17 protein-coding genes are annotated in these 22163 nt (G+C 57.7%); 15 read left to right on the top strand and 2 right to left on the bottom strand.

Annotation, left to right across the window (positions count from 1 at the left end):
• Window positions 1-54: 54 nt before the first annotated feature.
• The 15 genes from AC066S_RS34660 (at window position 55) to AC066S_RS34590 (ending at window position 18498) form a co-directional block, all read left to right on the top strand.
• Window positions 55-687 carry a NodA family N-acyltransferase gene (locus tag AC066S_RS34660; protein ID WP_126261962.1) on the top strand — a complete coding sequence of 211 codons (633 nt, stop codon included), beginning with the start codon at window positions 55-57 and terminating at the stop codon, window positions 685-687.
• The gene (nodB, locus tag AC066S_RS34655; RefSeq protein ID WP_126261961.1) at window positions 684-1343 is read left to right on the top strand and encodes a chitooligosaccharide deacetylase NodB; all 660 of its coding nucleotides are present in this window, start codon (window positions 684-686) and stop codon (window positions 1341-1343) included. The genes AC066S_RS34660 and nodB overlap by 4 nt, the downstream gene beginning before the upstream one ends.
• 17 nt (window positions 1344-1360) lie before the next feature.
• Complete coding sequence (gene nodC, locus AC066S_RS34650) at window positions 1361-2737, top strand: chitooligosaccharide synthase NodC (protein ID WP_126261960.1); 1377 nt, start codon at window positions 1361-1363, stop codon at window positions 2735-2737.
• A gap of 11 nt (window positions 2738-2748) precedes the next feature.
• Window positions 2749-3378: a nodulation methyltransferase NodS gene (nodS, locus tag AC066S_RS34645; RefSeq protein WP_126261959.1), complete on the top strand. Its 630-nt coding sequence runs from the start codon at window positions 2749-2751 to the stop codon at window positions 3376-3378.
• A 13-nt stretch (window positions 3379-3391) separates the two neighbouring features.
• A complete protein-coding gene (gene nodU, locus AC066S_RS34640; RefSeq protein ID WP_126261958.1) occupies window positions 3392-5101 on the top strand; it encodes a nodulation protein NodU in 1710 nt (569 codons plus the stop codon).
• 2 nt (window positions 5102-5103) lie between these two features.
• Window positions 5104-6024: a nodulation factor ABC transporter ATP-binding protein NodI gene (nodI, locus tag AC066S_RS34635; RefSeq protein WP_126261957.1), complete on the top strand. Its 921-nt coding sequence runs from the start codon at window positions 5104-5106 to the stop codon at window positions 6022-6024.
• 3 nt (window positions 6025-6027) lie between these two features.
• Complete coding sequence (locus tag AC066S_RS34630) at window positions 6028-6816, top strand: ABC transporter permease (RefSeq protein WP_126261956.1); 789 nt, start codon at window positions 6028-6030, stop codon at window positions 6814-6816.
• Window positions 6817-7138: 322 nt separating this feature from the next.
• Complete coding sequence (locus AC066S_RS34625) at window positions 7139-9151, top strand: carbamoyltransferase family protein (RefSeq protein ID WP_235884877.1); 2013 nt, start codon at window positions 7139-7141, stop codon at window positions 9149-9151.
• A 268-nt stretch (window positions 9152-9419) separates the two neighbouring features.
• A complete protein-coding gene (locus tag AC066S_RS34620; protein ID WP_430642553.1) occupies window positions 9420-10445 on the top strand; it encodes a nodulation protein NodZ in 1026 nt (341 codons plus the stop codon).
• A complete protein-coding gene (locus AC066S_RS34615) occupies window positions 10442-10645 on the top strand; it encodes a hypothetical protein (protein WP_126261955.1) in 204 nt (67 codons plus the stop codon). Before AC066S_RS34620 ends, AC066S_RS34615 begins: the two co-directional genes overlap by 4 nt.
• 633 nt (window positions 10646-11278) lie before the next feature.
• Complete coding sequence (locus tag AC066S_RS34610) at window positions 11279-12115, top strand: SDR family NAD(P)-dependent oxidoreductase (RefSeq protein WP_126261954.1); 837 nt, start codon at window positions 11279-11281, stop codon at window positions 12113-12115.
• 254 nt (window positions 12116-12369) lie between these two features.
• A complete protein-coding gene (gene nifA, locus AC066S_RS34605; protein ID WP_235884876.1) occupies window positions 12370-14124 on the top strand; it encodes a nif-specific transcriptional activator NifA in 1755 nt (584 codons plus the stop codon).
• A 571-nt stretch (window positions 14125-14695) separates the two neighbouring features.
• Window positions 14696-15538 (top strand): electron transfer flavoprotein subunit beta/FixA family protein, encoded by an 843-nt coding sequence (locus AC066S_RS34600; protein WP_126262067.1) that lies wholly within the window; start codon window positions 14696-14698, stop codon window positions 15536-15538.
• A gap of 857 nt (window positions 15539-16395) precedes the next feature.
• Window positions 16396-17814: a GFA family protein gene (locus AC066S_RS34595; protein WP_235884875.1), complete on the top strand. Its 1419-nt coding sequence runs from the start codon at window positions 16396-16398 to the stop codon at window positions 17812-17814.
• A gap of 6 nt (window positions 17815-17820) precedes the next feature.
• Window positions 17821-18498 carry a 2OG-Fe(II) oxygenase gene (locus AC066S_RS34590; protein ID WP_126262066.1) on the top strand — a complete coding sequence of 226 codons (678 nt, stop codon included), beginning with the start codon at window positions 17821-17823 and terminating at the stop codon, window positions 18496-18498.
• A 710-nt stretch (window positions 18499-19208) separates the two neighbouring features.
• Here AC066S_RS34590 and AC066S_RS34585 read toward each other — a convergent pair.
• Both AC066S_RS34585 and AC066S_RS34580 read right to left on the bottom strand, forming a co-directional pair.
• Window positions 19209-20525: a preATP grasp domain-containing protein gene (locus AC066S_RS34585; RefSeq protein ID WP_126262065.1), complete on the bottom strand. Its 1317-nt coding sequence runs from the start codon at window positions 20523-20525 to the stop codon at window positions 19209-19211.
• 404 nt (window positions 20526-20929) lie between these two features.
• Window positions 20930-21322 (bottom strand): hypothetical protein, encoded by a 393-nt coding sequence (locus AC066S_RS34580; protein ID WP_126262064.1) that lies wholly within the window; start codon window positions 21320-21322, stop codon window positions 20930-20932.
• Window positions 21323-22163 lie beyond the last annotated feature (841 nt).

The raw sequence follows: 22163 nt of genomic DNA, 5'->3' as shown, positions 1-22163 counted from the left end.
CGAATTCTCGTGACCATCTCCGCTCTTAATTCCACTGGCGCAAGGAAGCCCGCCATGAACATTGCCGCATCCCGGACTGCGGAAGCTCCTACTGCGCGCGCTCAAGTGCAGTGGAGCCTTCGCTGGGAAAGCGAACTGCGGCTCGCTGATCATGCCGAGCTCGCCGAGTTCTTCCGCAAGAGTTACGGGCCGACCGGTGCGTTCAATGCGCAGCCATTTGAGGGCAACCGAAGTTGGGCCGGTGCAAGACCTGAGGTCCGCGTAATCGGTTACGACGCGCGCGGGATAGCTGCTCACGTCGGGCTACTACGCCGTTTCATCAATGTTGGTGGGGTCGATCTTCTCGTGGGCGAACTGGGGTTATATGCGGTGCGTCCGGATCTTGAAGGCTTGGGAATTAGCCAGGCAATGCGCGTGATGTATCCCATGCTGCAGCAGCTTGGGATTCCATTCGGCTTTGGCACGGTTCGGCCTGCGCTCGAGAAACATATGACCCGACTGGTCGAAAGGCAGGGGCTCGCCACCCTCATATCTGGCATTCGCGTCCGCTCCACGCATCCGGATGTCTATTCCAATTTGTCGCCGATCCGCATCGAAGACGTGATCGTGGTGGTTTTTCCGGTTGGACGCTCGATAAGCGAGTGGCCGGCCGGGACGATCATCGATCGGAACGGGCCCGAGTTGTGAAAGAGCTTTTCCCCCTATCTGGTGTCCGTTGCGACTACGCTGACGTGAGTGGAAGTCGCCCCGTCTATTTGACCTTTGATGATGGGCCAAATGCATTTTGCACGCCAGAGGTGCTCGATGTGCTGGCGCAACATCGGACTCCGGCGACGTTCTTCGTGATCGGCACGTACGCGGCCGAACAACCTGAACTCATTCGACGAATGATCGCGGAAGGGCACGAGGTTGCGAACCACACGATGACGCATCCGGATCTATCCAGATGCGGACCAGCGGAGGTACGCGATGAAGTTCTGGCGGCGAGCGAGGCGATCCGTTCGGCGTGCCCGCAGGCCTCACCCAGGCACGTGCGAGCACCTTACGGCATGTGGACACAAGAGGTGCTCGCTGTGTCAGCGAGCGCTGGTCTCACAGCTGTGCACTGGTCGGTCGATCCGAGAGATTGGTCCCGCCCCGGGGTTGATAGAATTGTGAATTCAGTACTAGCGAGCGTTCGCCCGGGTGCAATTGTGCTCCTGCACGACGGATATCCTCCTGATGAGGAGCGACCGTACACTGATGCCACGCTGCGCGATCAGACCACCATCGCGCTGTCACATCTGATCCCGGCGCTACAACGACGCGGGTTTCTAATCCGTCCACTCCCTCAGCTTCACTGAAAAAAAACTGACACCCTATGGACCTGCTCGCTACAACAAGCGCTGTCGCTGTTTCGTCTTATGCGCTGCTCTCGACGATCTACAAGAGCGCGCAAGCGCTTTACGCCCAACCGGCGACGAACCCATCGCTGCAGGACAGCCTGGGACGATCGGAAGCGGTCCTTCCCAGTGTAGACGTCATCGTACCGTGCTTCAACGAGGATCCAATCACGCTCGCCCAATGTCTGGAGTCGCTTGCGAGTCAAGACTACACCGGAAAGCTACAGGTGTATGTGGTCGACGACGGATCTGCAAATCGCGACGTTGTCGCGCCTGTACACAAAATCTATGCGAACGATCCGAGGTTCAGCGTCATCTTGCTGGCAAGCAACGTTGGAAAGCGCAAGGCGCAGATCGCCGCAATACGCAGCTCATCCGGTGACTTGGTCCTCAACGTCGACTCGGATACGATACTTGCCGCTGACGTAGTCACGAAGCTTGTATTGAAGATGCAGGACCCGGAAGTCGGTGCGGCCATGGGTCAGTTGATAGCGAGCAACCGCAGCCAAACCTGGCTGACCAGGTTGATCGATATGGAATACTGGTTGGCATGCAACGAGGAGCGCGCGGCGCAGGCGCGTTTCGGTGCCGTCATGTGCTGCTGCGGCCCATGTGCCATGTATCGTCGCTCCGCGCTCGCCTTGCTTCTCGATCAATACGAAGCCCAATTCTTTCGTGGGAAGCCGAGCGATTTCGGCGAGGATCGCCATCTAACGATCCTCATGCTCAAGGCGGGATTTCGAACGGAATACGTCTCGGACGCGATCGCAGCAACATTCGTCCCGGACAGCCTTGGGCCATATCTACGCCAGCAACTCCGCTGGGCGCGCAGTACCTTCCGGGACACGTTCCTTGCATTACGCCTGCTGCCAGAGCTCGATGGCTATCTGACGCTAGACGTTATCGGGCAAAATCTCGGCCCGTTGCTTCTCGCCCTGTCATCACTGGCTGCGCTCGCACAGCTCCTAATCGCCGGCTCTGTACCCTGGTGGACGGGATTGACGATTGCTGCAATGACAATGGTCCGCTGCAGTGTGGCAGCCCTTCGTGCTCGCGAACTGCGGTTTCTCGGCTTCGCGCTCCACACACCGATCAATATCTTTCTCTTACTTCCTTTGAAGGCCTATGCGCTTTGTACCTTGAGCAACAGCGATTGGCTATCGCGCAAGGTCGCCAATGTGCCGGCCGAAGGGGAAGAGCAGTCTGTCATCCTGCACCCGAACGCTGGACGACACGCTGCAAGTAAAAGGGGAATGTCTGGAACAATTCATAAGGCGAGGCTTTCCAGCCCTGAATCGAGCCTGGCGGCAACGAAGAGTGTTTGCGGTTGCGATCGTTCGACCGCCTGCAAGTAGGTGATAGGCTCATGATCCTGGACGCAAACCATCAGCTATTAGAGCGAGAGTTGTCTGCCGACGATCCATGGCGCCTCGACAGTAGTTCCTTCGAGCAGGAGCGATACGCGCAAATGCTCCGGATGTCGCGTTGCAATGGAGACGTTGCGTGTGCCCTCGAAGTGGGATGTGCAGCCGGTGCATTCACCGGCATGCTGGCGCCGCTATGCGAACGACTCACCGTGGTCGATGTCATGCCGCAGGCGATCGAGCGAGCGCGACGACGGACCAGCAAGTGGTCGCATATCACGTGGGTGACCTCCGACATCCAGCGGTTCTCGACCACGGAGCGGTTCGATTTGATTGTCGTGGCCGAAGTTCTTTACTACCTCAAGGACATTGTCGAGATGCATGCGGCTATCCGCAACCTAGTGAGTATGCTTGCGCCAAATGGAGCTCTGATTTTCGGGTCCGCACGTGATGCCACATGTCAACGATGGGGCCACGCTGCTGGTGCCGAAACGGTGATCGCTCTCTTCAACGAGAGCCTATCGGAGGTCGAGCGTCTGCATTGCCAGACCGAGTCGGTCAACGAAGATTGCTTGATCGTCCGGTTCCGGAAGCCGGGTCATTCGTCAGAACAATCAAACGTCGACCACTAGACCAGGGGATCGTATGCGCATCTGCGGCATCAAGTTAACACATGACGGGGCAATTTCTGTCGTCGAGGACGGGCGGCTTGTCTTTTGCACCGAGCAAGAGAAGCGCGGCAACAGTCCACGCTATCAATCCGTCGAGAACCTCGATGCAGTCGTGCTCGCCTTGGCGGAGCATGGCCTGGATCCGCGGGATATCGATCAGTTCGTCATCGACGGCTGGGATGGGGAGATTGAGTCGCAGTTCCAGGTCCTAAGTGGCGCTGTGCCGATCGCGCTGAAAGGGGCGCCGTATGTCGAGCGCCATGCTGAGGGCCTTCTTGATTCCGTCGACGGCTTTGGCCTGATCCTCGGAGGCAAGGTGTTTCCATATAAGAGCTACCCGCACGTCACGGGCCACGTTGCGTCAGCATATAGCACCAGTCCCTTTGCCAGCGCGGGAAAACCCGCGTTCTGCCTGGTATGGGACGGCTGCATCTTTCCACGTCTTTACTATGTGGAACCTCGGGGGGCACGGTTCATTGCATCCCTGTTTCCGATGATCGGCCATGCCTATGCTGCCGCTGGCCTTCACTTCGGCCCTTACAGGCAGCCGAACCGCTCCAGTTGGGATTTGGGCATCGCCGGCAAGCTGATGGCTTACATCGCGCTTGGCTCTGTCGACGAAAGCATCGTGGCAGTGTTTCAGGAGCTCTATGAAAAGCGCTTCGCCGCTGACACGGAGCAAGCTCGTCGCTACCGCGCTGACATCAACAATGCGGAATCGTCGCTTGCAGCTATCCACGACTTCTTCGAGGCAAGCGCATTGCGCCTGACGGCCAAGCGAGATGAGGACGTCCTTGCGTCGTTTCATGCGTTCGTGGAACGTCTTCTTGTCAAAGAAATGGCGATGGTTCTGCTGCGACACTCGTCGCTTCCAGGAGCGCGAAATCTATGTATCGCCGGAGGTTGCGGTCTCAATATCAAGTGGAACAGCGCGCTTCGTGCGGCGGGATTGTTCGATGACGTTTGGGTGCCGCCGTTTCCGAATGACAGCGGCTCGGCAATTGGCGCTGCTTGCGGGGCGATAGCGGCGCAAAATGGCTTCGGGCCATTGGAATGGTCAGTCTACAGTGGTCCGGACCTGCAGGACTGCGAGCTTCCGCCGGATTGGGAGGCGGCGCCATGCGGTCTGCGTGAACTTGCGGCGATTCTGGCCGACAACAAGCCGGTCATCTTCCTTTCCGGGCGCGCCGAGCTTGGGCCGCGGGCGTTGGGCGGCAGAAGCATTCTTGCAGCGCCGACCTCCCCGGCGATGAAGGATCATCTCAACGACATCAAGCGTCGCGAGCACTTCCGGCCAGTGGCGCCGATCTGTCTGGAGGATCGGGCGCCAGAAATTTTCAGCCCAGGTACGCCAGATCCTTACATGCTGTTCGATCACCAGACCCGGGCGGAATGGCGTGACAAGGTCCCCGCTGTGGTCCATCTTGACGGCTCCGCCCGGCTGCAGACAATCCCTCGCAACTCTCCGCACAAAATCGCCGCGCTTCTCGTCGAATTTGAGCAACTCACGGGCATACCGCTGCTCTGCAACACGAGCGCCAATCTCTATGGACGTGGATTCTTCCCGGATGCTGCCGCGGCCTGCCAATGGGGGCGTGTCGAGCATGTGTGGTGCGACGGCCAGCTCTGGACCAACAAGGTGGTAAGGAAGCCATTGTCGGCCGAGCGACTTCTGTCAGCCTAAGAGTGACCATGTCCACCGTAGCAATCGACCTTGCCGGCGTGAAAAAGTCATTTGGCGACAAGGTCATCGTCAATGAACTATCGTTTTCGGTTGCGCGCGGAGAATGCTTCGGCCTGCTTGGGCCAAATGGAGCTGGCAAGAGCACGATTGCGCGTATGCTCCTCGGCATGATTTCGCCGGACGCAGGCAAGATTACGGTCCTCAATGAGCCTGTGCCTTCCCGCGCTCGTGTGGCGCGTGTGCGCATCGGCGTGGTGCCGCAGTTCGATAACCTTGAACGCGAGTTCACCGTTCGAGAGAACCTGCTCGTGTTTGGTCGCTATTTCGGCATGAGCGCTCGCAAGATCGAGGCGGTCGCGCCATCGCTGCTCGAGTTTGCGCGCCTCGAAAGCAAGGCGGACACGCGCGTCGCCGAGCTGTCCGGTGGCATGAAACGGCGGCTGACGCTGGCGCGTGCGCTAGTCAATGACCCGCATCTGCTCGTGATGGACGAGCCGACGACTGGTTTGGATCCGCACGCCCGCCACCTGATTTGGGAACGTCTGCGAGTTCTGCTTGCGCGGGGCAAGACGATTCTCTTGACCACTCACTTCATGGAAGAGGCCGAACGCCTGTGCGATCGGCTGTGTGTCCTCGAGGGTGGACGCAAAATCGCCGAAGGCAAGCCGGACGGCCTGATCGATGAGCATATTGGCTGCAACGTGGTCGAAATCTATGGCGATGATCCACATCAGCTCTGCGAGTTGATCAGGCCGCATGCACGGCACATCGAAGTGAGTGGAGAGACGCTCTTTTGCTATACACCATATCCGGACCAGGTACGCGTGAAACTGCGCGGGCGGGCGGGCCTTCGTATTCTGCAGCGCCCCCCTAATCTCGAGGACGTGTTTTTGCGGCTGACCGGGCGCGAGATGGAGAAGTGAGCGATGGGTGAAAGTTTTGCGGCGGTGATGCCCGCTAACGCGTACAATTGGATTGCGGTATGGCGTCGGAACTTCCTAGCATGGAAGAAAGTCGCACTTGCATCGATTCTCGGCAACCTCGCAGATCCTATAACCAATCTGTTTGGCCTCGGCTTTGGCCTTGGACTGATCGTGGGGCGCGTTGAGGGGACGTCTTACATCGCCTTCCTGGCGGCAGGCATGGTCGCGACCAGCGCCATGACGTCCGCGACCTTTGAAACCATGTATGCAGCCTTTGCACGCATGGACGCCAAGCGCACCTGGGAAGCAATCCTCTTCACTCAGCTCACGCTTGGCGACATCGTTCTGGGTGAACTGGTGTGGGCGGCCAGCAAGTCCGTTCTGGCCGGAACAGCGATTTGGATCGTCGCTGCCACGCTGGGTTATGCCTCATGGCCATCCATTCTGTATGCGATGCCAGCAATCGCCCTTACTGGCCTTGTCTTCGCCAGCCTTGCTATGGTCGTCATATCTCTTGCGCCAAGTTACGATTACTTCGTGTTTTACCAGACACTTGTCCTCACTCCTATGGTGTTTTTGTGTGGCGCGGTCTTTCCGACGAGCCAACTGCCCGGCTCATTTCAGCATTTCGCCGGCTTGTTGCCTCTCGCACATTCGGTCGACCTTATTCGCCCAGCGATGCTTGAGCGCGGCGCCGACAGCGCTGCCCTGCACGTAGGTGCGCTCTGCGTTTACGCGGTCCTGCCCTTTTTCGTCTCGACAGCACTATTTCGGCGCCGCCTGCTGCGTTGACGTGAGTTCAGCGAAAATGGAGAAAGTCACATCGATGCAATGTCACGATGCGTTCTGCGGCAGCTCGGGGTGACCTGGCCTGTCACAGCAGCCGCTTCAATGGCCTTAAGAGGCCCCGATCGGGCAAGGTCTACGGCCGTCTGTTCGGTCGATCGGTGCGGACGCCAGCACCGGTACTTCTGAGCGCCTGTCGCTAGGCGCCGAGACGGACTTTGCAGAGTTGTGTGTGCTATCTGGCCCGCGCACCCGACGGAGCGTGACTGTAAAGATTAGATAGGTGGGACGCAGTTGGCGTTCCCGTCATGATCAAATGGAGAACGGGATGTTGTGCCTGGGAGTGAGTGGCGGTCTTGACAGAATCTATGAAAGCTCGCCGGAGCTGCCGAATACATTTCTTCACGATGGCGCCGCGGTTCTTGTGCAGGATGGCCGCGTGATTGCTGCTGTCGAAGAGGAGCGCCTCAACCGCGTCAAGCACTCCAACAAGTTTCCGAGCAATTCGATCCAATACTGCCTTTCTACCGCAGGAGTTGAGCTCGGCGAGATCGACCGTATCGCGTTCTACGCGACTGAAGCCTACTGCGATACCATGCTCGAGCGCCTTTCTGTTTCTCAGCCCGTCCCGTTGGACGCCAAACTGTTGCTGCGCCAGCTGCTGGCACGGGAGTTCGGCGCTGAGATCGATCCGTCGCGACTTTCCTTCGTAAATCACCACGAAGCGCATGCCGTGAGCGCGTTTGCCATGTCCGGCTTCGAACAAAGTCTCGTTTTTGCGATCGACGGCGGTGGTGATTTTCTCTCCGGCTTATTGGCGGTGGGGTCTGGCACCGAAATTGCGCAACTTGCAAGCTTCCCGGAACATAATTCCCTGGGGCTGTTCTATCTCGAGACGATCCGATATCTCGGCTACGGGTTGTTCGACGAGTACAAAGTGATGGGGCTTGCCCCGTATGGTGATCCCGCTAACTATCGCGAGCTCTTCGCGCAGTTCTACGAGTTGTTGGAAAACGGCGGCTATCGCGTTCACCTGGATCGGATCGGATCGGTCCGGCCCTGGTCCGCAACATCGAGGTTCGGCGAAAAGGAATGCCATTCACCCAGCAGCATCGAGATGTCAGCAGCTTCGCTGCAGGAGGCGCTGGAGCGGATCGTGTTTCACATCCTACGGCACCATCGTGAAGCGACGGGCATTACACGCTTGTCCTTGGCTGGGGGAGTAGCCCATAATTGCACGCTGAATGGTAAGCTGCTTTATTCCGGGCTATTTGACGACATCTTTGTTCAACCCGCGGCGCACGACGCCGGTTGCGCGCTCGGCGCTGCGTTGATGCTGTCAAACGAGCTGGGCAGGCCGGCGCCGCGGGAGCCACTGCCGGACGTTTATTGGGGGCCCGATCTCGGCAACGAGCAAGCCGTTGAGCATGAGCTCAACGCATGGTCAGGCCACCTCGACATTCAACGAAGTGATGACATAGCATCCAGTGCGGCAGACTGGATGGCGAATGGCGATGTAATCGGCTGGGTTCAGGGCCGCTCTGAGTTCGGCCCACGTGCGCTTGGTAACCGCAGCATTCTTGCGGACCCGCGGCCTGCGGGAAACAAGGACCGCATCAATGCGATGGTCAAGAAGCGCGAGGGCTATCGCCCCTTTGCGCCATCTGTACTGGAGGAGGATGCGAGCGAGTTCTTTGAGCTCCCGGACGGCACGCGGCAGCTCCCCTTCATGAACTTCGTGGTTCGTGTGCGTGAAGCCAAGCGTAACGTGCTCGGTGCGATCACACACGTTGATGGGACCGCTCGGCTGCAGACAGTATCGCGCAAGGCAAACCCCACCTACTGGGATGTAATTAATGCGTTCAAGAGGCGAACGGGCATCCCAGTTCTTCTGAATACCTCATTTAACAACAATGCCGAGCCGATCGTGGAGTCCGTGTCAGATGCGATCACCACGTCCTTGACGACTGACCTGGACGGACTTGTTGTTGGGCCGTTCCTCGTCAGAAAGCGCGCAGCATCACTGCAGGATTTGAGTGCACTGGGCGTTTCATTGCCGCCGTATGCATCCCTTCATCGTGTTCGCTCCCACACAGCGCCAGATCGTCAGGAAACGGTCTGCGAGATCCGCACGGGACATTCCGCCCACGATAGTATGCGTATCTCACATGAGCTTTTCGAGATCTTGATGCGGATCGAGGGCGAGGCGTCGCTCGGCTGGCTTCTCGACGCAAGCAGGCAGGACCAGGCCAAGCGTGAAGATTTCGTGAAGGAACTGCGGCTCGTGTGGGAGCCGCGGGGCATTCGGCTACATCCGCCGCGCGGCTTGCGGCTGCAATAAAGTGCAAAGCGAAACATAGCCGGAACTCATGAGCATGGCCATGCCTATGCCTGCATGTGAGGAGGCCAGGCCATCCGAGGCACGGGGGTCATCGGGCATCCGACTGAAATCGGGCACGTCGACGCAACACCACTCAAGAAAAGACGGAAAGTGTTGCAAGAACGCGGCCCATCACGGATAGCGCTGCTATGAAGTTCTACCGACGCAGTTCGCCGGCACCGCGATTTCAGACCGTGACGTCGGACAAGATGATCGTGAGATGTCTGCAATGACGTCTCTTGTCCAAACAGGAGCCCGGGAAGAGGCAATGCAGAGCGGTTCGAAGAATGATAGGTTCGTAGTTTCTCGGCGACGCACGGGGTTCGGCGACTGCCTGTGGTCACTGGCGGCAGCTTGGCGTTTTGCAAAGCAGACAGGACGGACGCTAGCCATCGATTGGAGGGGATCTTGCTATCTCGATGAGCCATCCACCAACGCCTTTCCAGTCTTCTTCGAACCGGTTCAAGACATTGCTGGCGTGCGGGTGATTTGCGACGACAAGATCAATCAGTGCTCATTTCCGGGACCATTCTTCCCGACATGGTGGAACAAGCCATCCATCGATTGCGTCTATCGCCCGGACGAGCAGATTTTCCGGGAGCGCGACGAACTCGATCAACTGTTCCAAAGTCACAAAGATAGCGACGCTAACACGGTCGTGTGTGATGCGTGCCTGATGTGGCGCTGCGATCAGGAGGCCGAACGAGAAATCTTTCGGAGCATCAAGCCACGACCTGAAATTCAGTCTCGGATTGATGCTATCTACCGCGAGCACTTTGAATCGTACAGCGTAATTGGAATCCATGTCCGGCATGGCAACGGCGAGGACATTATGGGGCATGCTCCCTACTGGGCTGACCCGGAGCGCGCCTTGCGACAGGTCTGTAATGCCATTGATAAGGCTAGGGGGTTACCCCACGCAAAACCCGTGAAGGCTTTCCTGTGCACGGACAGCGCGATCGTCCTTGAGAAGGTTTCGACTATATTTCCTGATGTTTTCACGATTCCCAAACAGTTCCAGGCACCTCAGGCCGGCCCATTGCACAACGCCGCGCTCGGAGCCGAGGGCGGCTTTTCCGCCCTCATCGATATGTACCTCCTTGCGCGCTGCGATACCGTGATCCGTTTTCCCCCGACGAGCGCCTTTACGCGCTATGCGCGTCTCTTTGCCCCACGCGTTATAGAATTCGATTTGAAGGATCCGAGCCGATTGATCCTGATTGAACAAACCTCGCGAGAGCTCGTGGCTTCATGAAAGTCGTAGCCCGCCTGATCGATCTGATTGCCGCGTGTTGCATCCAGCAATATTGGCAGATCTTTTCGGGGCGGCAATTGTCTGTCCAATGTGAAGCTCTGCCGCGGACTTCCACCGAAGAACAGCGCGACGCGGGGTCCGAATGTCTTCCGCTGAAGCTCGACGTCGACAACAATGACCTTAACGTGCTGCCCCGGTAAACAGGTGTAACACGGCTTCGTCTTCGGCTCGGGGAGGCCGCAAGTCGAAGCTAATCGGTGGTCGGTCGCGGATGGACATATCGAAAGCGTCTCCGCTCAGCCGGCGAGTTCCGTCTTACGGTCGGTACTCGCTGGTGTGAACGGGCGCTCTCGGAGATTCACTATTTTGAAGAAGCAGTCAGTGCGCCAGGTTGTGGTCCGGGATCAATCCGCCCCGCGATGTGCCAGTGCTGGACACAGCAGAGCAGAGCGCGATGAAGTCGGCCGCAGTTGCGGACAAATCTAACGTACAGGTTGGTAACGTCAGCTTTCGAGTTGAAGCGGCTACTGTCGGCGGCCGCTATCCTAATCGATCGTTGCCCGACGAGAGGCGCTGGCCATTTCTTGGCTCTTCCAGTTGTGCGATCAGGAAGGAGAGCGCGGCTCGTCGCCTTATCTTTACGAAGGCGAGTGTGCTCGCGACATTGCGTAGCTGATGCACCATCGCTGTCACAAAGCACACCCAGCGTGTCTTGAACCCGCCAAGCATTCCGCGTGCGAGACATTAGGACGCAAAACGGAAGCGGATTTACATGCATCGCAGTGGCGCAAATCCTGCTACGCGTGCGGCGCGCAACAGGGGAGGAGGCGGGCGTGGGTCTGGATCTGCCAAATGACGATCTAATCAGAGGCCCGCTGCCCGACACACATTTGGCTTGCCCCTTTCAGGTCGATAAAGCCCGTGTTCATGCCGGAGAACAGAAGGCGATGTTGCTCACCGGAGCATCGCGCGGAATTGGTCATGCCACTGCCAAGCTGTTCTCGGAGGCGGGCTGGCGCATCATTTCTTGCGCGCGTCAACCGTTCGACGGCGGGCGATGCCCGTGGGAGGCAGGGAACGAAGATCATGTCCAGATCGACCTCAGCAATCATCGAATGCTGCCGCGCGCGATCACTGAGGTCAAGAAACGCTTGGCCGGTGCACCTTTGCACGCGCTAGTGAACAATGCCGGTGTTTCGCCGAAAATGCCCGCTGGCGATCGGATGACGTCGTTGACGACGTCAATCGAGACTTGGATGAAGGTGTTCCATCTCAATCTTGTGGCCCCGATCTTGTTGGCGCAGGGGTTGTTTGACGAGCTAAGAGCCGCGTCAGGATCGATCGTGAATGTGACTTCGATTGCGGGCTCGCGGGTGCACCCGTTTGCCGGCAGTGCCTATGCGACGTCGAAAGCTGCACTTGCGAGCCTCACACGCGAAATGGCCCACGATTATGCGCCGCATGGCATTCGCGTGAATGCGATCGCGCCCGGCGAAATCAGGACGGACATGTTATCGCCCGATACAGAATCGCGTCTCGTGCCAAGTATCCCGCTGCGCAGAGTGGGAACCCCGGATGAAGTGGCCAAGGTCATCTTTTTCCTGTGCTCAGATGCGGCCAGCTATGTCACGGGAGCCGAGGTGCCGATCAATGGTGGGCAACATCTGTGAATCGGCCGGCCTTGGCGACGCAGCTGACTTGAGCTGCAGCAGCGGTGCTTATGTTCTCCGCTGACGACGCGCACGAAATCCGCAAAAATGACATGAAAGCACATCGTAAGGTTACCGTCGTGCCATGAAAGGGTGTTACGGTTCTATGTCATCTCGTGAACACTTGGCGTTAGATCGAGAGTGACATGCAAAACGAAGCTCGCCAACCCGGACAAGGTACCAGGGAGGATGATCGAGAGAACGGAGACCGCCTCATGCTGGATATACCTTCCTCATGCGAACGACCTGCACCGCAACCGGAGCCGGAGCGTAAGCTCTCGAGCGAGCCGTTGCGTGAGAGCGCGCTAACCGGCATCGTCGAAATATCGAAAATACTCGCCGCTCCCTCGCGGCTCGAAGTCACGTTGGCCAACGTTGTTGGTCTTCTGCAGTCGTTTGTGCATATGCGACACGGCATCGTCTCACTGCTCGATGACGACGGCATGCCGGACATTACAGTGGGCGCCGGCTGGAGCGAAGGCAGCGACGAACGTTATCGGATGCGATTGCCGCGGACGGCAATCGACCAGATCATCGCGACCGACAGGCCTCTTGTCGTCGAGAACGTAGCCGCCGAGCCGTTATTCAGTGCTGCCGACCGGGAAGTGCTCGGCGCCTCGGATGATATGCCAGTGTCGTTCATCGGGGTTCCGATTCGCATTGATCCGAAGGTCGTGGGCACGCTGACGGTTGACCGCATCCGCGACGATAGGTCGAGTCTCGGCCTCGAGTACGATGCGCGACTGCTCGCCATGATCGCTAACCTGGTGGGACAAACAGTGAAGTTACATCGCTTGTTCGCCTGCGATCGCGAACGACTGATGGCGGAGAAAGATCGGCTACAAAAGCAAGTACTAGAGCTCAGGCAACCCGCTCGGGAGCGCAAGAAGCTACACGCCCATGGGATCATTGGGGACAGTCCAGCCCTGCGCGGGCTGCTCGAGAAGATTGCGGTTGTAGCCAGATCTAACAGCACGGTTCTGCTGCGTGGCGAATCCGGTACCGGAAAGGAACTAGTAGCCAAGGCCATTCACGAATCATCATCCCGCGCCAGGCGCCCGTTCGTTAAGCTGAATTGCGCGGCGCTTCCTGAGACCGTCCTGGAATCCGAATTATTCGGACATGAGAAAGGCGCCTTTACCGGTGCGTTCAGCTCGCGCAAGGGGCGCTTCGAACTTGCCGACAAAGGAACGCTGTTTCTTGACGAGATTGGCGAGATCTCAGCTCCGTTCCAGGCGAAGTTGCTGCGCGTTCTCCAAGAGCAGGAGTTCGAGCGCGTCGGCAGCAACCAGACTGTTAAGGTCGATGTTCGAGTGATAGCTGCGACCAACAAGAACCTTGAAGAGGCTGTCGCAAGCAGCGAGTTCCGCGCGGACCTTTACTATCGCATCAGTGTAGTTCCCTTGCTGTTGCCGCCCTTGCGCGAAAGACGCAGTGATATTCCCCTGCTTGCCAGGGAGTTCCTCAGAAATTTCAATAACGAGAACGGTCGTACTCTGACCTTGGAGGCGAGCGCGATCGATGTACTGATGAACTGCGGCTTTCCGGGAAATGTCCGCGAACTCGAAAATTGCATCGAGCGGACAGCGACGCTGTGCGCAGGATCATCGATTGTGAGAAGTGACTTTGCATGCTGCCAGGGCCAGTGTCTTTCTGCGATGCTGTGGAAAGGCACCTCCGACGAGAGACCGGACCAGCCCGTTCCCACGCCATCGGTGCCTGCAAAGTCCACCATTCCGCTAGCTGAAGCGACCCAGCCGGTCCAGTCTGTCGGCGGCAAACTGGCCTCACTGGGGCCTCCCGGCACAGTTCTCGTTAGTGGCGCAAAGATGGCCGATCGCGAACGGGTCATTGCCGCCATGGAAAGATCTGGCTGGGTGCAGGCAAAAGCAGCGCGCTTGCTCGGACTAACGCCGCGTCAAATTGGCTACGCGCTGAGGAAATATGGAATAGAGATAAAGCGGTTCTGAACGACGACATCGGTCGGAACTGCTACTGCCAAATAGCTATACGAGAACGATCCCGATAGGCATTCTCATCACAATCTGAAGGAAATGGGTCCGCCCACGGGGGCAACTTGGACCCAAGCATCCCGCGCGCTTGCGGGACTGCTGTCGAAGGGCGGGCTCACCTGGTTCGATGACAAAGGGACTTGCTCACAATGACATACTTAGCGTCATTGCGGGCCATGCAATCGCGAACAGTCGGTTGCGGATCATGTAACGAGCGTCGTGCCTATCCGTCGATCAAGCTCCGGACTAGTGAGCGCCAATGCTCATTGAACGTCACCTGGTCAGCCGGCCGCTGGTGATTGGCGGGGGTAATCTGTCGCAAGCGGTCCTAGCATCACTCAGCTGGCGGCCTGCTGAAAAGCGCTGTCGCAGTTCTGACAGTGTTAGCATTCGTTCGTCGGGGAGCGGCCTAGAGGCGGGCATTACCGGGACTAAGCCTCTGTGATGGCAAGCCGACCCCAAAAGGGCGGGCGATGGTACAACACTTGCTGTGCTCTCCGCAGCTGTCGCAGCTTTTGGGAGCAACACCGTGCACAACGTCGTCTGCATCAAACAGGTTCCGGACTCGGCGCAGATCCGCGTGCACCCCGTGACCAATACAATCATGCGTCAGGGAGTGCCGACCATCATTAACCCATATGACCTCTTCGCCCTCGAGGCCGCGCTGGAGCTGCGTGATCGGTTCGGCGGCGAAATTACGGTGCTTACAATGGGGCCGCCATCGGCGGAAGATTCTTTGCGAAAGGCGTTGACTTACGGCGCCGATCGCGCCGTCCTCCTCACGGATCGCTGCTTTGCGGGCTCCGACACCCTGGCCACAACGTATGCACTTGCAACAGCCATCCGAAAAATTGGTAAGGAATATGGCCCGACAAATCTCATCTTCACAGGGAAGCAGACCATCGACGGCGATACGGCGCAGGTTGGGCCCGGCATCGCAAAGCGGCTGGGCGTACTGCAGCTAACTTACGTTGCGAAAGTCAGATCCTTAGATCTCGCCGCCCATACAATTGAGGCAGAACGACGCTCCGAAGGTGGTGTCCAGGTGCTGCACACGAGGCTGCCCTGCCTCATCACCATGCTGGAGGCAACGAATCAGATTCGGCGAGGCGCGATGGCGGATGCCTTGCGTGCCGCGCGTGCCAAAATCGTGAAATGGAGCGCAAACGATGCCGGTATCGAAGACGTCTCCAAATGCGGCCTCAAGGGATCACCGACCGTCGTCAAGCGAGTGTTCGCTCCCTCTGCGCGGGCCGAGAAGGCAGCGCTGGTCGAGGCCGGCGAGCAGCCGGCGCTGGCGCTGATAGACGCGATTTTCAAGCATCAGCCGAAGCTCGAAGCCGATCTTGCTGCACTTGCCCGTGACGCTTGATCTGGCGCGAAACCGTCCGAGATGTACCAACACCATGAGGTACTCGCGTGGGCGCGCAAGACGTAGCTAGGTTTTTCAGCTCGCGACCTGCGCGTTCTGGTCCATGGCGTTCTTCGAGTTCCAAGGGCATCGGGACCACGTGTTCCCTAGATCGCGTTATGGCCTCGATCAATGCCCGGAGTTGGCCGCGATTGTCAGTCGCATCGACAAAGGGCTGCGAATGCGTCCAGATCCCACTATATGGTCGTGTTCGATGGCGTTGAGGCAACTGCTTAGCGCGTAGTTGTCGCGAGCGAAGATGGATTACGTCAGCGAGCGGGATCACCATGCTAGCGCCCACTCCCCAAAGCGCTTGTCGCGGTGTTCAAGGCGCGAAGCCGACCTTTGTGGCACTTTGGACCAATCTCCGCGATTCGGTATCCCTATACTCATTAACCATTGTGAGTGGAGTGGGCTCTTCGCCGTCTGGTGTCCGACAGTCATACAAGCGCTGTCAGGTTCAATACACTTGCGACGAGGAGTCGGTCGCGATTTTGTCAATGTGCTCAAAATCTTTGGAGCGAGTGTACGAGTTGGCACGGTGATTGCTGTAAGCGTGCAAGAAGACATCGTGGTGGCACTCGCGAACGTGAAACATAGCGTCGGTCTCTTTGAGAATCTCGTGGCGGCCAGCAGCGAGCCAGGTAGATGCGGACAATCCTTGCAATGCTGTACGAAGCTCATAGCGGTTCGATCGACTGGCAGGAGCAGCAACAGCGAGGGCCTGCGCGGCGTAATATCTCACCATGACGCTGAAAGCGTATGATGGCCGGCCCGGAAATTCGCGGCATCGAACGTTTCGTGGACCGGAATCCGTCTTGATCGCCGCCGCTCAGTTGATCTACGTGCTCCGCTCGATGCGGGTGAGCAGCACTGAACATGCCGATGTCTGCTACCGCGAAGGCGCAACCAAGAATGTCGCCTGGATGGTGAACGCGAAGACAAGCCCATCGAAACCAACGAACTCGCGGTGGCCAATAGCTGGCGCGGTGCTCGGTCAAAGACCGCTCTCTCCTCATCCCAGGGGTCACATGACATCTCAAACGTCTCGATTGACACCCGATCAGTCTCCGCAGATATGCTGCAAGTATTTGACTGAGCAAGCGCGAGCCCTGTTCGGCCCGCACCCGTTCGCTGCGGAGATGTCCGAGGACCAGGTCGCTCGCCTGCTGCCTGACTATCTGGCGATGTCACAGGCGTTCCCGTACCTGCAGGCGGGGTCGCAACGGGATCTCATTTTCGATGCAATGAATCACAATCGAGATATTCCGAGGGACATTGAACTGACCAGCGTGGTTGGAAATTTCATCTGTTGGGATGAGACGGGCGGTTATGGCCAAATTCTCCAGGGCGGCAAGGCGGCGCTACCCGACATTCTGGTGACTGAGAACTTCCACTCCAACCTGCTTAGAAAGGATGCGTCGCAATTACTCGGCAGAGCAATACGGCCCAACTACAGCGCCACGACCAAGCGGTACCTGCATTGTCTCTATGCCGGCTTGTCATCGAAAGATCCCTTAGTACGTTGCGCCTACATGGTCGCTTTTGAGCTACATGCTGCGGACATGATCGAGTCGCTATGGACCACTCTGGTCAAAACCTTTAAGGCGCGGCCTGACGATCTTGAGTACTTCCGCAGCCACGTCGGCGGAGAAGATCCTGCGGAGAAGTACCACGGAGAAATGACAGGCCGGCTGATTGGCGAACTTATCCCGGCTGATAGGAATAACCGCTTTTTAGATGAATTCGATCGAGCCTATCGGCTCAGCCTACAGTGGTGCCGCGATCTGCGCCGAGTTGTCTCACTGAAGGGAGATGATCACTCGGAGGTCGAGCACCATGGCCGTTGTCATTGTGGTTCTGTCAAGTTCTACGTCAAAGCACCGCGAGAGCTATCTGCAGTTCGATGCAACTGTTCAATCTGCGAAATGTCTGGATTTCTGCACTTGCTCGTACCCGGCAACAAGCTTCGCATCGAGTGTGGCGAAGAATTCCTCACGACGTATCAGTTCAATAAGAACATCGCTCGGCACACGTTTTGCCGGGTTTGTGGCGTAAAGCCATTCTATAGGCCGCGCTCGAACCCCGCCGGATTCAGCGTAAATATTCGATGCCTCGATAAGGGGGCCATCGAACGCATAACAATAAGCGAGTTCGATGGCGAGCATTGGGACCAAGCCTTCCGCTCGATGCACCAGGACCTTCAGTCCTGCGTCGAAGATAAAACCCTGGAGTGAACTCGAATGGCGCGCGCAATGAATCATAAATCTCGTCTTCTTTCAGAAGAAGCTTTGACAAAATACCGCATAGAACTGCTGGTAAAGGGGACGGTCGTGATCGGCCCCCAGATATTGTTCACCCAAGATGACTTGTCCAAAATCGATCAGCTGCAGGCTGAGATTTCCGAAGAAGAAGTGAGGCAGGGAGATGCCGGCGACTCGCACAATGTTTTCGTCAAACGCGTGAGGGTAGACCCGCCCGGCCGCGCTCCTAGCGACGTGAGCGGTGCAGCTCCACGGCAGATCATGGAACTGCTTGAAAGGAAAGACCGCAGCTTCGCGATAAGAAAGATCTTGGGGGCCACGTCGGATCACGTGATCCGCAGATGCCAAATGCATCGGATGCCTCCTGGTTCGTTTGTTGGCATTCATCTGGATGCTGCGAGCGATCCGGATTTCGAGTACGCGGTCATTGTGCAGCTGGCGAGGGACTTCGAGGGGGGGGAGTTCGTGGTATATCCAAGCGGGTACGAACACCAGGTATTCAGACCGCCATTTGGCGCTGTGCTTGTCACCACATGTAAGCTCCGGCACGAGGTGAAGCCTGTGCGGTCCGGCGAGCGCCGATCGCTGGTCTACTTCTGTTCAAAACGCAGCGGCGCGAACCGCCGGATCATCGAAAGTTCTACCGCTGACGCATGAGGTGGGGTGGCTGAGATCGCTTTCGAATGAATTTGCCAAGGGTGAGCTCTCAGGAGAGGGGGGAGCTTGGCATACTGTGCTCAGACTGTCTCCGGCAAAAGGCGCCGGGGCGATGAGCATGTGGAAGAAGAGTTGCTTTGGAACGAACCGGATCTCGCCGCCCAGACCCGATTCGTCCAACCCGCGCAAGCCCAGCTGCTGCGCTCGATCCTGAGCCAGAGCGAGCGCGTACAAACCTCCAGCAGATCGTCAATGATCAGGATGCGAACGATACCGCCAATTCCTGTTCATGCCTGTGAACGATGCGGGCGTCACTCGCGGCGGCGCCTGCTGGTCGCTTCTGTTGGTTAACCAGCGAGTGCCTACCGGCACCGGTTGGCTATCACTATGACTCCGCCCAGTCTTCCAACAGTATCGTTTGCAGCAGCAGAACGGCTTGGATAGGGGTACCCAGGGTAGACGCGACGCCAGCGCTGATTGGACGATTGGCGCAGGCCGAGCGGCCAGACCATGCGCCGCTGCACCTCGAGCACCTCATCGCCATTCGGGACTTCAGGAGCGACTTAAGGATGGTCCCGATTAGGGCTGACGGAGCTCGAGCTAGACGAGGCAAACATTCACATCGCGTCGTCAGATAACCTCGCGTGATCGAAAGCAGGGACAAGTTGAGATGAATTGAGCGATTGAAGATATGGTCGCTGTGATCTCAATCAAACCATTCGCAGTAGGCGGTGCTGTAGATCGCGGGCCGCGGCCCTATCGCGCGCAATCACAAGGCACTCCACCGTGCCAGCCTCTTGGTCGGCGGCAAGCGGGATCACGCCCTCCTTGCGTGTGCGGTCGAACAGAAATCCTTCCTTGACCAAACGATCATGCGCTATTTGGAGGGATCCTGATCGAACATTTCTTACGGATAAAATAACGTTGCAACCGGAATAGTCGAATCCCAGCAGCCGGACGGCAATGCTGTGTAACACCGCGCCGCCACCCCAACGGCCGTTCGCTTCATTAAAAAGCAACCGTCCGTCAGTAGCGAAAATGGCGTCAATGTTGATCATTCCGCGATATCCCAGGTTTCGCGCAAGCGCCACAAATCGGTAAGCATGCGCCTGGGCAGTCAACCATTGCTCGTTCCTCAGGTCGCTTGGAAGCTCAAGTCCTGTCCAGATCAGAGCTCTTTCGGATCGGTCGGCGCTTTTACGCAGACGTATGTTTCCACTGCTCATAAAAACGATTGAACCATCATCCTCGATTTCATACTCGAGATAGAACAAAGACTTCGCTAGGTGGTACGACTCCACGACCAGCGTCTTACACGATGCCGTTGTCATCTCAGACCAAAGCGCATCAGGATCAAACGACAGCCATGGAATCCGCCGGGTATCTCTTGCCCCAGGTAGTGGATCGCTTTCGTTGCCGGTCAGGATGACATTTCCGACTCCACCGGCTCCATTGTCCAGCTTTACAATGACGCTGCCGGTCTCAGCTCTGAGGGAAGTGACCGCCCTGAAGAGTTCGTTTGAGTCCGTCGTGACAGCCCCATTTGGCAGCGGAAGTGCGACGCTTGTCGCCAATTGACGGAAGTGGCTCTTGCGGTTCAACAGATCAGGCCCTCGCTGCAGAGCGAAGTCGTCGCCGGTCCGCGGTATGCCAAGCATGGCCGCCAGGCGTGCGACGCCTTCAGTAGAGTAGCAGGGATACAATCGCCAGGTTGATTTCTGACGAATATGTCTGTTGATTCGCTCAACAACAGTCTTGGACAGGAGTGCGCAATCATCAAGCACCGGCGATTGGTTGCCGCCTTGAGGTACAAGCAGACAGAGACTCGATGCGTCGAAATTGAGCGTCGCGCCAATGAAGGATAGCAGATCCGCGGGGATGACTACCGGGGAGACTATCAGGTCACCCTCATGAGCAAACCACGCTGAACGGTATGCCGAATTGGCGGCCAGCGAAAGTTGAGCTCGTGTCAGATCGGAGCCCGACATTTGAGCCGTACCGGCATTCATGATCAGGATCCGCGGCATCCGTGACCTCCGGGCATTTGGGCGCGATCAGGCAGTGATGCAAACAATGGTGAACCTGCTGCGCCATGTTGAGCACTGAGCGAAGCTTGATTTGGCGCCGTCCTGCTACGAGAGAGGCTAGGTCGGTGAGCGCGAGCGATATCGTCAGTCTGTCGGCCGAGGCCGACGTAGCTGAGAGGCTGCCCTTCGAAATAGATCGCAGTTTCGCCTGGAGTATACGCAGCTTTTTGGTCGGTCAGGCTGCGGAGATTCAACTCGATATTCAAGCACCTCACGCCCGCATAGTACGCTTGCAGGGAGTGGTTTCCGCCGCAACCCGGAATTGCTTGGCGAGTCTCCGATGACATGATTCGGTTGGCATTTATACAGGCTATGATCAGACGGCCTTGGAGGGATGATGGTTCTCATGGGGTGCGAACAATGGATATTACTTGAGGGATCTCGGCCGATTGATCACTCTCTCTGTTCTGCTGGGCGACGGTCGTGTGCATCTGTCCGTGGTGATAGAAACACCACGAAGACAATTTCTTGCCGCGTCTTTGATATACAGGCTCGCCGCACATATAGGCCTCTCTGGCATCTCCATCTTTGAAGCCGATGATGCAACGGCATTGGCCTTCAATATGGTCGATCAACAGGACCTTCTTGAGGCCGTCGGGCTCTTTCAACTTGCTGCTCCATAATGCCAAGCAATATTTTGCGATGCCGCGCTGGCCAAGCGGAGCGACAATTGCAGCTCTGGCTCCTTGAAAACCTGCGCAGCCCAGCCATCTGTCGCACCTTTGCGCGATCGCCATGCCTTGCCACCACGAGAAAGCAGTGACAGAGCGGAAAGCCAGTTCGGCGAACTGATTTTGGCGCGGTGTCGCGCCAGAGGAGGGGCTTTGTTCAGCTTCGGCAAGCAGCGTCCCCGACTTAGGGGGTCGGATGGAGGTCTACGTCGCTCAACTCTGACCTCGCCGGCTCTCTGGTGCCCCGGGCCAGAACAGCCACGTAGTCTCGCTTTCGGAATGGAGAGCCTTTCAAAGCTACGTTCGAGCCATCGCGCCACAATTAGGACTGGCTGCAGAACCATTCCGACCGCCGCGCCACCGGGGATGATGATCATGATTGACCATGGAGACGAGGATCTGACCAGCTGAGACATTCGCAATCCTTCACGATTTTGGCAGCAGACCGAGACAGGTGCCCACCTCAAGACCGTACGACTTAACGTTACGTCCGATTCAAGCCCTTTTATGCACTGTGTGAACGTGGCCAAGCTCTTAAATCGGCTCGCCGGCCGGTCTGGTGTCGCACGCATTCAGCGCTGCGATTTGCGTCGAGAAAGTTCGCCTGCCTTTGAGATCAGGGCCGCTGCCGATAAGCCCATTCTCGGAAACGTTCGCCCTTTCGCGACCAAGGGCTCGCGCCCTTTGCAGCCGATTGCCCGCCTGACCTCCGCTGCCGTCATTGGATAGCTCAGTCACTTCTATGATTTGGCAATGGCAAATCCGGCATCCGACCGATGGTTTTCGATGAGTCGGCGAGAGGGGGCGCAGACTGTAGGCGCCGTGGGGGTGGGCGAGGAACGGTCCTGCGATTGCCGGCGGCCGTCATCAAACGCACCTCGCCGTCACTGACTTCGCCTGGCGTCAG

It is taken from the genome of Bradyrhizobium sp. CFUWI, assembly GCF_056429085.1.
The sequence above is the reverse complement of the archived record's forward strand: the minus strand, read 5'-3'. Positions and strand labels throughout refer to the sequence as shown.